A 16072-nucleotide genomic window follows, 5' to 3' on the forward strand; every position below is an offset into this window, starting at 1 on the left:
ACTATAGTATAGCATACATTGCCGTTCACAACAATAAATAGAGATAAAAAATCAAAAGAAATACCGCTGTTATCGCAAAAACAACCCCTGCGAAGTCAATTAACTGATAAACTCGGGATTATAGCATATTTGTTCGTAAAATAAAGATTAAAATGCTGCCTTGCTAAGGAAATCCGATTTGTTGTCATCTTTTTTTTGCTTCTTATAGCTGTCTATCAGCATTTTCTAGGATCAGTGCGTCAGTCAGTGACGCTTTGTTAGTTTTTCTTCCTATTACAATAGCAGATAAAATCTTTCCTGCCCCGCAATGCTTTCTCATAAAAAGCTGGTTTACCATCTAAACCAGCCTTTAGTTTTATGCATTACTCATCTAGCAAGTTTACTTCCAGCAATTTCGGATAAAGTTTGCCAGAAAGCAAAAAAGTATGATCTTTAAGGTGAGCAATGCCATTTAAAACATTGATGTTCGGATAATGCTGCGGGGTTAACTGCTGGCTTTCAAGTAAATCAGAGAGATCATAATGTGCAACAACCCTGCCTTCTTGTGGTTGAATCTTGACGATCGTATTGGTTTGCCAAATATTGGCATAAAGATAACCATCCACATACTCTAGCTCATTTAGCATGGAAATGGGCACGCCTTCAATGCTGACTCGAATTGTCTCTAGTAAAGCAAAGGTGTTGGGGTCACGTTTTTGAAGAAAGGCATTGCCGCTTGTCATCCATAGGCAATTGTGCTGGTGATCATAAGCCAAGCCCCAACCCTCACCCTCATAAGTTGCTGTTTGAAGCAAGCTAAAAGTATTTTTGTCATAACGATAGGCAAGCCCTTCTTTAAAGGTTAATAACCAAAAACTATCCCCAACAATCGTCAAGCCTTCGGCAAATTCTTGGTCTGACAAGCAAAAAGCTTGCTGAAAGCTTTCATTATCCAGCTGGTAAACCCCAACTCGTGAATGGCTATAACGTCCAACACTAATAAGAATAGTGTTTTTTGTCAATTGCTCAATGCCTTGTGTGTACAAGTCCTCAGAATAAGTGTAGGTTTTTACTAGCTGCACCTGTCCTTTAATCATCACGCTTGCAATCCCTCTCTTTTCTATTAGATTTTAGTCAAAGAAAAAGTTCACGAAAAAGTCTCATGAACATTAAAGTAATCTATTAATGATATGTTATATAGTATAGCATTTTTTAATAATAGATAACAGTAAAAAGCTGCCTCTCCTTTTCTAAGAACCCTTTTGCAAAATGCTCTTTTCAATGGTATAATCTGAATATTAAGAAATAGGAGAAAAATATGGAATGGATTAAATTAATCGGCATAGTCATTATTGTCCTTGGTTTCATTTTAAAATTTGACACCATTGCAACAGTCGTGATTGCCGGCCTTGTCACCGCCCTTGTCTCAGGCATTTCCTTCATGGATTTTTTAGAAATTTTAGGAAAAGAATTTCAGAACCAGCGTGTTCTTTCCATCTTCTTTATTACCTTGCCGCTAATTGGGCTGTCTGAAACCTATGGCCTTAAGCACCGTGCTACTCACTTGATTCAAGGGGTGAAAGCTTTTACCGTTGGTCGTTTCTTCACCTTGTACTTAATCATTCGTGAACTAGCTGGTTTCTTCTCCATCCGACTTGGAGGGCACCCCCAATTTGTCAGACCATTGATTCAGCCAATGGGGGAAGCGGCAGCTATTGCCAGAAATGGTAGCTTAACAGACAAAGAAAAAGATGATATTAAGGCAATGGCCGCAGCCAATGAAAATTTTGGGAATTTCTTTGCCCAAAATACCTTTGTTGGAGCCGGAGGTGTCCTTTTAATTGGTGGAACCTTAGACCAGCTTGGCTATGATGGTAACTTTGCAAAAATTGCGTCAGCTTCCGTTGCTATTGCTTTGATCACTATTGTGGTAGTAGGCATTTACAACTATCTCTTTGAACAAAAATTACATAGTAAAGCGCAGAAAAGGAGATAAGGAATGGCACAAGTAGCAGATATTGTTTTAGAAATTGTCTATGTCATCATTGGCCTACAATTAGCACACACAGCTTATTGTGCCTTTAAAGATCACACCAACCCCGTTCGAGTTGGAACAGCTCTTTTTTGGGGCTTGCTCAGTTTAACTTTCATGGGTGGAAAAATCCTACCAAATAAAGCTGTCGGTGTTATTGTCATTATTATCGCCGTCTTAACCCTATTGAAAAAGGTTAGGATTGGTACTTTACCACCACTTGATGAAGAAAAAGCCGAACAAAGTGCACTGCAATTAAAAGATAAGATTTTCATCCCTGTCATGTCAATGGCCGTTGTCGCTTTAGTACTCGCGCGGGTTCTACCGGAATTTAGCAAAAGTGCCATCGGGATTGCCGGAGTTTTAGCAACGATTGTCATTTTAGTGATTGTCAAAAAAGGACCCGCAGCTTTACTTCCAGAAAACAACCGAATGAACCAGCAAGTCTCAACCAGTGGTATCTTACCTCAGTTACTGGGAGCATTAGGAGCAATCTTTACAGTCTCTGGAGTGGGGGAAGTCATTTCCTCAATGATCAGAGGACTTGTGCCAGCTGATAGTCGCTTCTTTGGCGTCCTGGCTTATGTCCTTGGGATGGTGATCTTTACAATCATAATGGGCAATGCCTTTGCAGCCTTCACCGTTATCACAGCTGGTATTGGTGTACCCTTTGTCTTTGCACTTGGGGCTGACCCAATTGTAGCGGGTGCCTTGGCTATGACAGCTGGTTTTTGTGGAACCTTGTTAACACCTATGGCCGCTAACTTCAATGCTTTACCGGTAGCATTAATGGAAATTTCTGATCCCAATGCTGTCATTAAAAAGCAAGCTCCAATCGCTATCATTCTCATTCTTATCCACATTGTATTAATGTATTACTTAGCTTTTTAGTAGCTATTCCTATCAAATAGAAAGGACCTTCCATTATGAAAATTCTTGTAACTGGTTTTGACCCCTTTGGTGGTGAAACAATCAACCCTGCCCTTGAAGCTATTAAGCAATTACCAAAAACCATCAAAGATACCACCATTGTCACAGCGGAAATTCCTACTGTTTTTCATAAATCTGCCGATATTCTTGAAAAACACATTAAAGCAGAACAACCAGATGTCATTTTATGTATTGGTCAGGCCGGTGGACGCACAGGCCTAACGCCTGAACGCGTTGCCATTAATCAAGATGATGCACGAATTGCTGATAATGAAGGAAACCAACCCATTGATGTGGCTATTCGCGAAGATGGGGAAGCTGCTTATTTTTCAACCTTACCCATCAAAGCTATGGTTGATTACATTCAAAAAGCAGGGCTACCAGCTGCTATCTCCAATTCGGCAGGTACCTTTGTTTGTAACCATTTAATGTATCAAGCTCTCTACTTAGCTAAAAAATATGCTCCTTCAGCCAAAGCTGGCTTTATGCATATTCCTTTTATGATGGAACAAGTGGTTGATAAGCCAAATACCGCTGCGATGAATCTAGATGACATTACGCGTGGTATCCAAGCAGCTATCGAAGCTATTATTGACTATAACAACCAAGAAGACCTCAAAACAATTGGGGGAACCACCCACTAAACTATTAAAAACGTCACAGCTGTGGCGTTTTTTTCGTGTCTCAATCCCTTCCCCTTTTCCTTTTGTTATCTCCTCTTCACAAAATTTATCAAAAAATGTCACTGATTGCTCCATTTTGATGAACTTCTTCGAATAATCAATTACAGGAGGAATATCATGACATTTAAAAAACAATTATTAACACTAGGGCTATTATTTGGTATGCCCTTGTCCTTACTGACCACAACACCAGCAACACAGGCTGCTGTCCTTGGGGATAACTATCCTAGTCAGTGGCGCCTTAGTCAAGGTGTAGACACTTGGGGCATGTACACCCGACAATGTACATCCTTTGTTGCCTTTCGTTTAAGTTCTGCTAATGGCTTTGCGCTGCCTAGAGGTTACGGCAATGCTGATACCTGGGGCCACATTGCACGTCAACAGGGCTACCGCGTTGACCATCAACCAACGGTGGGCTCCGTCGCCTGGTTTGATAAGGGCATCAATTTCTCAGATTATAATTACGGCCATGTGGCTTGGGTAGCTGAGGTCAATGGCGACTCTGTTACTCTAGAAGAATACAATTATAATGCTGGCCAAGGGCCATATAAGTACCACCGGCGGCAGATCCACAAACACCATGCCAGTGGCTTCATCCACTTTAAGGATCTCAAAGACAGCCATGGTATGACAACTACTGAGGACACTCGCACCGACTTGGCACCAAGTGGTGTCTACTACTTTACAGAGCGCAGCGCCGTTCGCCCTCAACCTAACGTAAACACTCAAGAGTTAGCTTACTATGACAAGGGTCAGTCTGTATTTTATGATAGCGTCTTAACTGCAGATGGCTACCAATGGCTCTCCTATATTGGAGCAAGTGGTAACCGCCGCTATGTGGCCATCAAAAAGCTCAACGCTCCTAAGCAACCTCACCAATCTGAGCTTAATCCGGCGGACTTCAAAGTTGGAGATTTAGTATCCTTTCCTGGTGTCTTTAAGATAAGCAGCGTGAATGGCATCTTCGTTACCAGCGCTGACTTGTCCGGTGACAACCCTGGCCCCTTGAATTACCTTGATCCAACACCTGTCAATGAAACGGATCAAGAAGGACACTTCTTTGGGGATCAACTCCTTCATGTAGGAGAATACATCACCATCCCCGGTAAATTCACTATTTTAGCTGTAGATAAGGCCACAAGCGGGATTCAAGTTAAAATTGGCAACAGAAATACCTGGGTAACCATGCAAAGAGCTCAACGAGAATAATATTCTTGGTCAAACTTTGTTTACTGCAAAGCGATTCTCTAAATAAAGAGACTGATTTCTGGACGTTTCAGACATCAGTCTTTTCATATCCCCAACGATTCTAATAAAAAACTAAAACCAGGCTTGCCCCTTGCTCTAGTGGATGAGTGAACAGTTAGTTCCCCTGTTCCTCTATACTTTGGGCGGATTTTCTTAATGTCTAAAGTGACGGACACCAGTAAAGACCATGGCGATACCATGTTTGTTGGCAGCATCGATGGAGTCTTGGTCACGCACGGAACCACCTGGCTGCACGATGACTTTGATGCCAGCTGCGGCAATTTCTTCAATGTTATCAGAAAATGGGAAGAAAGCATCACTGGCTAAGACTGCGCCATCAAGCCGATCCTTAGCCTGGTCAATCGCAATGCGAACAGAAGCTAGGCGGTTGGTTTGACCAGGACCAACGCCAAGAGTCATGTGGTCATTAGCGATCAAAATGCCATTTGATTTGACATATTTGATCGCTTTCCAAGCAAAGGCTAGCGCTTCTTTTTCCTGCTCACTTGGTTGCCGCCTTGTCACCACTTGCCAGTTTTCTGGCTGTTCTACAACCACATCTTGGTTTTGGACTAACATGCCACCGACAACACCAGTGTACTCTGCTTCAACCTCACTGGCAGCTTGCGCATCAAAAGGTAATTCTAAGATGCGAAGGTTCTTCTTTTTACTTGTCAAAATGGCTAGCGCTTCTGTAGAATAGCCGGGTGCAATGATGATTTCAAGGAAAATAGCATGCATTTTTTGCGCTGTCGCTGCATCGACTATGCGATTCAAGACCACAATCCCACCAAAAATCGAAACAGGGTCAGCAGCATAAGCATAGTCCCATGCTTGTTCAAGCGTATCGGCCTGGCCAATACCACAAGGGTTCATATGTTTCAAAGCAACTACAGTGGCTTGGTCTTTAAAGTCACGGATAATACGGATGGCTGCGTCAGCATCCCGGATATTGTTAAAGGACAAGTCTTTGCCGTTTAATTGCTTCGCTGAAGCAATGGAATAGGCTGTTGGTAAAGCCTTTTGATAAAAGTCAGCCGCTTGTTGGGGATTTTCTCCATAGCGCATTCCTTGCTTGAGGTCATAGGTCAGGGTCAGTTTTTCAGGCTGAGTTTCACCAACTTGAGTCGTAAAATAATCAGCAATTAGAGCATCATATGCAGCCGTATGTCGAAACACTTTAGCAGCTAAGCGTTGGCGTGTTTCATAAGTGGTCGCACCCAGATCTGATAGCTCTCTTAAGACGAGATCATAGTCCTTGGGATCAACAAGTGCTGTCACACTCGCATGATTTTTAGCAGCTGAGCGTAGCATGGAAGGGCCACCAATATCAATATTTTCAACAGCTTGCTCATAAGTCACTTGTGGCTTACTAATCGTTTCTTTAAAAGGATAAAGATTGACCACCACCAAGTCAATCAAGCTGAGCTGATTTTCTTGGACAGCAGTGAGGTGACTTGCTAAATCACGACGCGCCAATAACCCACCATGGATATTAGGATGTAGGGTTTTAACCCGTCCATCCATCATTTCGGGAAAGCCCGTCACATCTTCAATTGCAATAGTGTCAATCCCAGCCGCATCAAGGCTTGCCTTTGTTCCTCCCGTTGAGATAATCTCCCAGCCAAGCTGCCTTAAGGTTTTGGCAAAGGCGACAATGCCACTTTTATCAGCAACACTTATAAGTGCACGTTTTGTTATCATATCAATTGTCAAGAACGATTAGAAAGCAGAGCTTATTTAAACTATCTCACATAGACCTTCTCTTAAAAGTATCTTGTTTAAAGGAGCAACTTTCCGCTCAGACCTCTTTCCTTTCTTTTACTATCTTTTCTATTAATCAAACTAATATTATTTTGATTTAAGCCCAAGTTCACGTAAAACTTCAGCATAGAGCTTGCGTTCTGCGGCATGAATTCGGGCTTCAAAACTTTCTAAGGTGTCATCTTTGAGGCGAGGTACCCGCACTTGCTTAATGATCTGACCTGTATCAATGCCCCTATCAACCCAATGAACCGTTACTCCTGATGTTTCCACACCGGCCTGCCAAGCATCTTTAATACCATGTGCCCCTGGAAATTCAGGTAAGTAGGCGGGGTGAATATTAATAATACGGCCTTCATAGGCTTGTAACAAGGCTGGTCCCACAATTTTCATGTAACCCGCCAGACAAATTAGATCGATGTCATGTTTTTCTAATAAAGCAATGATTGCTTCTTCATAGGCCACCTTGCTTGAAAATTCATTCAGCTCAAAGCTATAATATTGGACCCCCAGTTTTGCTGCTCGTTTTAAAGCGTAAGCTTGGCGTTTATCGGTGAACAAAAAGCTAACAGGGAACTGCTCTGCTATTTCCTGAAAGTTAGACCCCTGGCCCGAAGCAAAAACAGCTAGGTTTTTTGTCATGCAATCACCACACTTTTATCTTTTTTACTAATAATGCGACCCACTTCATAAGCCGGTTCAGCTAGACTTTCTTTAACCAGGGCAAGGTGTTCTGGCGCAACTGCTAAGATCATGCCAATACCCATATTGAAAATTTCAAACATTTCTGTGTGCTTGATGTGACCATGCTTTTCGATAACCTTAAAGATTGGTGGCACTGGCCATTTTGTCTCATCAATCTCTGCGGCCAAGTCTTGGGAGAACATTCGGGGGATATTTTCCACAAAACCACCACCAGTGATATGGGCAACACCCTTAATCAGGCCGGTTTTAAGGAGAGGTTGCAGAGCTGTTACATAGATCCGTGTGGGCTCAAGCAGTACTTCCTTAAGTTTTTTACCTGCTAATTCAGGAAGCACCTCCTCGCCTGTGTAATCAGCAAACACCTGTCTGACTAGCGAGTAGCCGTTGGAATGCAAGCCGCTTGAGGCTAGGCCTAAAAGAATATCTCCTTCTGCAACTCTAGAACCATCAATAATCTGAGACTTCTCAGCGACGCCAACTGCAAAGCCAGCTAAATCATACTCATCTGGCCCATACATACCAGGCATTTCTGCCGTCTCGCCCCCAATCAGTGCAGCTCCTGCTTGAAGGCATCCAGCAGCTACACCGGCAACTATTTGTTCTAGCTTAGCTGGTTGATTTTTACCGGTTGCAATGTAATCCAGGAAATAAAGTGGTTCTGCTCCGGCAGCAATAATATCATTGACGCACATGGCCACACAGTCTTGGCCAATCGTGTCATGTTTATCATATTTCATAGCCAGCATTAGTTTTGTACCCACGCCATCTGTACCAGAAATTAACACAGGCTCCTTTAGAGCCATGCCTGACAAATCAAACATGCCACCAAAGCCACCCAGACCACCAAGTACACCTTGGCGTTTGGTCCGCTCCACATGCTTTTTAATTCGCTCGACCACTTCATAGCCTGCTTCCACATCTACACCTGATTGCGCATAAGCATTTTTTTCTGTCATTTAGCACTCCTTTTTATCGCAAAGCTATTTTGTCACTTGATCAATATGAAAGCTAACCTGTTCTTCTAAACTTTTTAGGTAAGCTGCTTCGTAATCATAGAGAGGTGTTGGATAGTTACCATCAAAGTAAGCCACACATAGGCCACCATTTGGGGCATCTGTTTCTAAACCAATGGCATCAATCAAGCCGGGCAAAGATAAATAAGTTAAACTATCAGCACCAATAATCTTGCAAACTTCATCTCGCTGATGATTTGCCGAAATCAATTCCCGCCGCGTTTGAATATCAATGCCATAAAAACAAGGGTATTTTAATTCTGGGCTACCAATAGCGACATGCACTTCTTTAGCACCAGCTTCGCGTAAAAGCTTGACGATCCGCCGGGAGGTCGTCCCTCGAACAATCGAGTCATCAACCATCACCACGCGCTTGCCCTTAACCACTCCTGAAACAGCTGACAGCTTCATACGAACACCTTGCTCACGCAATTCCTGAGTGGGCTGAATGAAGGTTCTTTGGGTGTATTGATTCTTAACCAGCCCCATTTCATTTGGCAAACCAGATGCCTCAGCAAAACCCATGGCCGCTGATAGGGAGGAATTAGGAACACCAATCACAATATCCGCCTCATGCTTAAATTCCTGAGCTAGGCGCCGACCCATATTTTTTCTAGCAGTATGCACATTCACACCATAAATTGTTGAATCTGGCCGCGCAAAATAAATATATTCCATAGCACAGATGGCAAGCTGCGTATCAGCGGTGTAATGATCAATCTTAAGACCAGAATCATCAATAATAACGATTTGTCCTGGTAAAACATCACGTATCCACTTTGCACCAATCACTTCAAAGGCACAGGTCTCACTAGAGACAACCCAGGCTCCATTTTTCATTTGACCGATGGACAAAGGTCTAAAGCCATTTGGATCCAAGGCGGCTATCAGCTTATCCTCAGTCATCAAGAGATAGGCAAAACCGCCCTTGACTTGGTTTAAAGCAGCTTTTAACTTATCTAAAAACTCAGGTTCTTGGCTACGGCGAATCAAGTGCATCAAGATTTCCGTATCCGATGACGCATTAAAGATCGCCCCTTCTCTTTCCAATTCCTGTTTAAGCGACAGGGCATTGGTTAAATTACCATTGTGACATAAGCCAAATTGAGCATCAGTAAAGTTATAAAGAAAAGGTTGAATGTTATTAATAGAAGCTGTTCCAGCCGTAGCATAGCGCACATGGCCAATAGCAGCTGTTCCGATGAGTTTTTCTAAATCTTTAGGGTCTTTAAAAACGTCTGACAAGAGACCTGTAGCACGATGCTGGTGTAATTGTCCTTTAGCATTTGTGATAATGCCTGCACCTTCTTGACCACGGTGTTGCAAACTATGTAGACCAAAATAGGTGACTTGAGCAGCTTGAGGGTGTCCCCAAATGCCAAAGACCCCACACTCTTCATTGAGTGATTTTACTTCGTATGTCATATTTACCTCATAAACGAGTTGAAAGGAAAATAATTGCAAAACAGCTCCCTCTGGGCTATTTTGTCTAACTTTCTCTTGAATAGTCAATTATCAAGTTCTCTAGCAGGAACAAGGGTGACTATGCTTAATCTTTTAATCCTTTTTGTGTAAAGTGTTTCACAGCTGACACAAACAACTGTTGTTCTTTTTGACCGGGAATATTTTGAAATAGACCAGCTTCATAACGTTCAGAGTGCCCCATTTTGCCAATTATTTGACCGTTCTTACTTGTAATCCCTTCAATAGCATGAATAGAGCCATTAGGGTTATAGACAGAGTCCATGCTTGGTTGCCCATTAAAATCAACGTATTGGCTAAAGATTTGCCCATTATCACGTAATTCTGCAAATTCTTCTTGTGATACAACAAATTTTCCTTCGCCATGTGATACGGGAATGGTATGAATATCGCCAACCGAGACCCCCTGTAGCCAAGGCGAGTTGGTATTAGCGATACGGGTTTCCACCATCTTGGCGACGTGTTGATTAGCATCATTGGCAAAAAGGGTGGGACTGGTTGCACTAGCTGTGTCAAACTTTCCATAAGGAAGTAAACCAGATTTTATCAGTGCTTGAAAACCATTGCAAATCCCAATCATCAAACCACCTTTTTCCAGAAAAGCTTCAATGGCTGCACGCACTTGGGCATTTAAAAGAACGTTGACGATGAATTTTGCTGAACCATCTGGCTCATCGGCAGCTGAAAAGCCGCCAGCCAAAAAGATAATATTGGCTTTTTCGATATGGTCTACCATTGTGGCAACAGATGCTTGAATCGCTGCTTCAGTTAAGGTAACAAATGGCACTACCTCAACACGCGCCCCGGCCTGTTCAAAAGCCTTGGCAGAGTCGTATTCTGAGTTGGTTCCTGGAAATACAGGAATATAAACCAAGGGCTGGTCAATGACTTCTTTGGCTTGGACAACTGCCTTTGAGGCTACTGCTGGTACATCGGCTAGTTCAGTGGCCTGGTCAAATGTGGTGGGATAGACAGCTTCTAGTTTGCCTTCGAAGGCTTCAAGCAGCGCTGCTCCAGAAAGCACTGTCTGGTTAACCGTCACCGTAAAGTCCTCAGTGGTCTGCCCAATCGACACAAGCTCTGCAATTTCCAAAGGACTGGTAAAGATAAAGCCTCCCAATTGTGCACTTAAACTGTCTTCAACCTGATCGAGCTGGACCTGGGCGCCAATGCGATTGCCAAAAGTCATGAGCGCCAAACTCTCCAGCACTCCGCCGTATTTGACAGCTGCTGCCGCTGTGATGGGATACTTTTCTTGGATGGCTTTAAAGTTAGAAAAATTAGCTTTAATCAGGTCAAAGGCAATCTCTTGGGATAAAGCCGCACCTGGCAGATAGTAGATCTTCTGACCAGCAGCTTTAAATTCTGGTGATAGGACTTGATCCGTATGGGCAGTAGTAATACCAAAGGCCACCAGAGTGGGAGGTACCTTTAATTCTTCAAAGGTGCCTGACATAGAGTCTTTCCCACCAATAGCAGGTAAACCTAGCTGTATCTGAGCTTCAATAGAACCAAGGAGAGCCGCTACTGGCTGACCAAACCGCTCTGTTTGCTGATCCATGCGCTCAAAATATTCTTGATAAGAAAAGCGAGCCTTGGTCCACTGCGCTCCTGTCGCCACCAAGCATGCTGTTGCTTCAATAACGGCAAAGGCTGCTCCGTGGTAGGGCGACCATTCTGCAAGAAAAGGATGATAACCATGAGCCATCACAGAAGCTGTTTTTGTTAGTCCATTTTGGACAGGGAGCTTTTGCACTGAGCTTTCCGTTGGAGTCAGCTGATAGCGACCACCTAGAGGATGATTAACAGTTGAGCGACCAACCGAACTGTCAAAAAGAGTCTGCAGACCTTTTTGAGAACTATGGTTTAAATCGGCTAAAACAGCCTTGGTGTCAGCTTCTAAAGTCAAAATACTGGTTTGTCGCACTTCTGGTAAGGCAAGGTCCTTGTCAACAACCTTGGCAGTCACTTCTGCTCGTACCCCATTGGTATCAAGAAAACGACGCTCAATATCAACAATGGTTTGACCATTCCATGTCATCACAAGGTTAGCTTTTTCAGTGACATGAGCCACCACAACGGCATGAATATTTTCTTGATGGCACTCATTTATAAATGTTTGAGCATCTTGTTCTCGTACCACTACGGCCATCCGTTCTTGGGATTCTGAAATAGCAATTTCTGTCCCCGTCAGACCTTGGTATTTTAGAGGCACCTTGTTTAGATCAATTTCAAGGCCAGCAGCAAGCTCACCGATAGCAACACAAACACCGCCCGCCCCAAAGTCATTGGCCTTTTTAATCAAACGGGTCACCTGGCGTTTACGAAAAAGTCGTTGGAGTTTACGTTCTTCTATTGCATTTCCTTTTTGAACCTCAGCGCCAGCCGTTTCGACAGAAGCCTGAGTCTGAACCTTAGAAGAACCGGTCGCACCACCTATGCCATCACGGCCAGTCGCACCACCTAAAAGAATCACAAGATCTCCTGCTTGTGGTTTTTCCCGCACTACATTGTCTTTTGGAACAGCTCCCACCACAGCCCCAAGCTCCATTCGCTTGGCTACAAAGCCCGGATGGAAGAACTCTCTCACATAGGTGGTCGCTAGGCCAATTTGATTTCCATAGGAAGAATAGCCCTGCGCCGCTGTTTTTGAAATCATCTCCTGTGGCAATTTCCCCTTGCGGGTAGCCGCATAAGGCAGGGTAATATCGCCGGCGCCAGAAATGCGCATAGCCTGATAAACATAGGAGCGACCAGACAAGGGGTCACGAATGGCTCCACCAATACAGGTTGCTGCTCCACCAAAGGGCTCAATTTCTGTAGGGTGATTATGCGTTTCATTTTTGAACATCAATAGCCATGGCTCTTTAACCCCATTGACATCCACTTCAATTTCCACCGAACAAGCATTGATTTCATCAGACACTTCCATATCATCAAGCCGCCCCTTTGCACGTTCATAGCGACCAAAGATTGTTGCCATATCCATCAAGGTTTGCGGCTTGTCTTCTCGCCCTAATTCCCGGCGCATAGCTACATACTTGTCATAGCTTGCCTGCAGTTGCTTTTCAAATTTGGAAGCCGAAAAATCAATCTCTTTTAGCGCTGTTTCAAAGGTCGTATGCCGGCAATGATCCGACCAATACGTATCTAAAACCTTTATTTCCGTTTCTGTTGGCACACGGTCCATTGACTTGTAATAAGCTTGAATGTAAAGAAGATCAGCCACCTCCATTGCAAGACCGGCCTCAGCCTTATAAACCGCAAAATCATGAGCATCATACCCTAAAAAGAAATCCAACCGTGGAATAATAGTCTCTTGCGCTAAAAAATCTTGCATCGCCAGAGGCCCCGTCACATCTTTCAAACGAGAATCCACAGGGTTGAGTAGATAGGTCTTAATAGCAGCCAATTCTTGCTCGGAAATGTCTTGATTTAAGAGATATAGCTGCGCTGTATGGACACACGTCTGCTGAGCTCCGCCTAGCAAGAACAAAGCATCCTGGGCACTAGCTGCCGCCTGGTCAAATTGGCCAGGTAAAGGCTCAATCGCAAAGAAAGTAGACGCCTCTAAGCAAGCATGCATCTGTTGCTCATCACGTAAGGTATCTGTGACCGACTCTGCAAATAAATGCTTTTGGGCTTGCTTTAAAAGATCCTGCTCAATATTAAAGATTTCATAAACTTGAATAAGACGCAGGTCTGTTAACGTCGTCAATTGCAAATGTTGAATCAATTCGTGACGAAGTGCGTGTGCTTTTGTCCCAAAGGCTGCTTTTTTTTCAACAAAAATCCGTTTATCCATGCTTTCCTTCCCTTAAAAGGTTATTTCTTTGCTCAATCATTATCAGGCACTAAGCCTCGTCTAAGGCTTTTAATTTATCATAAACAGCTTGGTACACTTCCACGAGGTTTCCCAAATCACGCCGAAAGACATCCTTGTCCATATGCCTTCCCGCCCTATCCCATAACCGACAATTGTCTGGGGAAAATTCATCAGCTAAGAGCAAACGCTGGTCATGAGCAAAGCCAAATTCTAGTTTAAAATCAACCAGTTGCAAATCTATAGAAGCAAACCAAGCTTTTAATAAGTGGTTAACTCGCTTAGTCTCTGCCTTAATTGCCTCAATGGTAGCCTGATCTGCAATCGCTAGCGCCCGAATATGATCCTCATTCATCAAAGGATCGTCCAAGGCATCTTGCTTATAATAAAATTCAATAATCGGCTCTGATAGGAGCTGCCCTTCTGGCAAGCCAAAGCGTTTACAAAATGAACCTGCTGCCACATTTCGTAGAACAACTTCAAGTGGAATAATCGTCACACGCTGGTTAAGCTGTTCTGTCTCAGATAGTTGCTTAATAAAATGCGTGGAAATACCAGCCTGATTTAATTTAGTAAACAACAAAGATGAGATTTTATTATTAAGAGCGCCTTTGCCGATAGCAACTTCTTTTTTTAGCCCATTAAGCATGGTCACTTGATCTTTGTAAACTACTCGGATCATCTGTTCATCAGCAGTGCTATAAAGGTCTTTAGCCTTACCTGAATAAATAAGTTGATTCTCCTTCATATCGTTCGCCTTTTATATTATTTTTTATTAAATCATACCATAATAAGCATAAATGTTCAACTTTTATTGGATATTCCATCTTTTAATAAAGTTAACATTCGTTTTTTTGCACAAAAAAAGAGGACACAAGCAGCGCCTAACCAGCACAGCCTCGTCCTCACTATTTTTAAAATCATTCTTTAACTGCTTGCTGCGTCGATTACCTCAGCACAGCTATGAGCTTGTAAACACAAAAACTAGACGAATTAAATGACGTTGCCACATAACAGTCACCCTTATACACCAAACTTCACGAGCTTCATGGCCACTTTTTGCTCCTCCAAGCTTGCAGCCAAAGAAAGCCTATATAGGCACGAAGAATTGGCTCAGCCAACTCAGCTAATGGACACAGCTTAGCTATTCCTCAAAAGCTTGCTCTTGTGCAAAAGTTTCAACCAATTGCCCAACAACATGTGAGTCAAGCATTTGACGAATCTGCTTAAGCGTAAAGAAGATGGAAGTTGCATCACTTGAACCGTGTGATTTTACCACGGGAGCTTTAATACCAAATAATACAGCTCCGCCGGCACTTGAATAATCCAAAGATTTCTTCATATCATACAAACTACTTTTAAGGAGCAAGGCTCCCACTTTAGCTTTGAAGCCACCACTTTTAATAGATGTTTTTAATTGGCTAAGAATGGCTTGCGCTGTCCCTTCAATCGATTTTAAAACAGCGTTTCCCGTGAAACCATCAGCGACCACAACATCAGCCACACCAGTCATTAAATCTCTTGCTTCAATATTACCAATAAAATGAAATCTGGCATCACTAGCAAGCAGTTGGTAGGCTTCCTTGCGTAAAGGATCACCTTTCATCTCCTCAGTCCCGTTATTTAATAAGCCTACTCGTGGTTTGTCAATCCCACGGACATGATGAGCATAAAAAGAACCCAAAACAGCAAACTGCTGAAGCTGACTAGCCGTATTTTCAGCATTAGCCCCCAAATCCAACATATCAAAACCTGTGCCATCAGTCGTTGGCAAGGTCGATAAAAGACCGGGTCGGTCAATACCCTTGATACGTCCTACCACAAATAAGCCTGCTGCCAGCAATGCACCGGTATTTCCAGCTGATAACACTGCATCTGCTTGACCATCTCTAACCGCCTTAGCGGCTAAGACCATTGAAGCCTGCTTTTTTCGTCGAATGGCTTTTGCCGGTTCATCATTGGAATCAATTTTTTCATCCGTATGGAAAATCGTAACGCGTTCTGTGGCAGTTAAATAAGGTTTAATTTTTTCCTCATCACCAAAGAGCTGAATCTCAATATCCTCAAAAGCTTCAATAGCTCTATTAACGCCTTCAATAATTGCCTTAGGAGCATTATCGCCACCCATAGCATCAACTGCAATTCGTTTCATACCTCATCACTCCTTATTCTTATTACCTAAAATTAAACAGAATAACTCCATTATAGCATAAAGCTAAGCAGCCTTCAGCAACAGCCTCATGTCATCAAGACTTCCTCTCAAGATCACTCGCAGGATCCTTAATCTCCCGAGTTTATCAGTTAATTGACTTCGCAGGGGTTGTTTTTGCGATAACAGCGGTATTTCTTTTGATTTTTTATCTCTATTTATTGTTGTGAACGGCAATGTATGCTATACTATAGTTATGGCATT

General features: G+C 43.0%; 12 protein-coding genes. 4 read left to right on the top strand and 8 right to left on the bottom strand.

All coding sequences use genetic code 11. From position 1 onward, the window contains the following. Positions 1–362 precede the first annotated feature (362 nt). Positions 363–1079 carry a glutaminyl-peptide cyclotransferase gene (locus tag GWD08_RS07885; protein ID WP_159549437.1) on the bottom strand — a complete coding sequence of 239 codons (717 nt, stop codon included), beginning with the start codon at positions 1077–1079 and terminating at the stop codon, positions 363–365. A 218-nt stretch (positions 1080–1297) separates the two neighbouring features. On the opposite strand from GWD08_RS07885, the gene GWD08_RS07890 reads away from it, so the two are divergent. The 4 genes from GWD08_RS07890 to scrM all read left to right on the top strand — a co-directional run bounded on the left by GWD08_RS07890 (position 1298) and on the right by scrM (position 4833). Continuing rightward, positions 1298–1975, top strand: a complete 678-nt coding sequence (locus GWD08_RS07890) for a DUF969 domain-containing protein (RefSeq protein WP_159545948.1) — start codon at positions 1298–1300, stop codon at positions 1973–1975. A gap of 3 nt (positions 1976–1978) precedes the next feature. Continuing rightward, positions 1979–2902 carry a DUF979 domain-containing protein gene (locus tag GWD08_RS07895; protein WP_159545950.1) on the top strand — a complete coding sequence of 308 codons (924 nt, stop codon included), beginning with the start codon at positions 1979–1981 and terminating at the stop codon, positions 2900–2902. Between the two features lie 35 nt (positions 2903–2937). After that, positions 2938–3585 carry a pyroglutamyl-peptidase I gene (gene pcp, locus GWD08_RS07900; protein WP_159545952.1) on the top strand — a complete coding sequence of 216 codons (648 nt, stop codon included), beginning with the start codon at positions 2938–2940 and terminating at the stop codon, positions 3583–3585. Positions 3586–3741: 156 nt separating this feature from the next. After that, entirely contained in the window at positions 3742–4833 is a 1092-nt protein-coding gene (gene scrM, locus GWD08_RS07905; RefSeq protein ID WP_159549434.1) for a peptidoglycan hydrolase ScrM, read from the top strand. Between the two features lie 192 nt (positions 4834–5025). On the opposite strand, the gene purH is transcribed toward scrM, so the two are convergent. The 7 genes from purH to plsX all read right to left on the bottom strand — a co-directional run bounded on the left by purH (position 5026) and on the right by plsX (position 15811). After that, entirely contained in the window at positions 5026–6573 is a 1548-nt protein-coding gene (gene purH, locus GWD08_RS07910; RefSeq protein ID WP_159549488.1) for a bifunctional phosphoribosylaminoimidazolecarboxamide formyltransferase/IMP cyclohydrolase, read from the bottom strand. Positions 6574–6723: 150 nt separating this feature from the next. Then, positions 6724–7278: a phosphoribosylglycinamide formyltransferase gene (gene purN, locus GWD08_RS07915; RefSeq protein ID WP_159549431.1), complete on the bottom strand. Its 555-nt coding sequence runs from the start codon at positions 7276–7278 to the stop codon at positions 6724–6726. Next, positions 7275–8297, bottom strand: a complete 1023-nt coding sequence (gene purM / locus GWD08_RS07920; protein WP_159549428.1) for a phosphoribosylformylglycinamidine cyclo-ligase — start codon at positions 8295–8297, stop codon at positions 7275–7277. Before purM ends, purN begins: the two co-directional genes overlap by 4 nt. Positions 8298–8321: 24 nt before the next feature. After that, positions 8322–9779, bottom strand: a complete 1458-nt coding sequence (gene purF, locus GWD08_RS07925; protein ID WP_159549425.1) for an amidophosphoribosyltransferase — start codon at positions 9777–9779, stop codon at positions 8322–8324. Positions 9780–9903: 124 nt separating this feature from the next. Then, positions 9904–13641 (bottom strand): phosphoribosylformylglycinamidine synthase, encoded by a 3738-nt coding sequence (locus tag GWD08_RS07930; RefSeq protein WP_159565117.1) that lies wholly within the window; start codon positions 13639–13641, stop codon positions 9904–9906. A 49-nt stretch (positions 13642–13690) separates the two neighbouring features. Next, positions 13691–14407, bottom strand: coding sequence for a phosphoribosylaminoimidazolesuccinocarboxamide synthase (gene purC / locus GWD08_RS07935; protein ID WP_159549418.1), 717 nt, complete (start codon positions 14405–14407; stop codon positions 13691–13693). A gap of 396 nt (positions 14408–14803) precedes the next feature. Further along, entirely contained in the window at positions 14804–15811 is a 1008-nt protein-coding gene (plsX, locus tag GWD08_RS07940) for a phosphate acyltransferase PlsX (protein WP_159565119.1), read from the bottom strand. Between the last annotated feature and the right edge of the window lie 261 nt (positions 15812–16072).

The organism is Streptococcus halichoeri, from assembly GCF_009870755.1.
Taxonomy (GTDB): Bacteria; Bacillota; Bacilli; order Lactobacillales; family Streptococcaceae; genus Streptococcus; species Streptococcus halichoeri.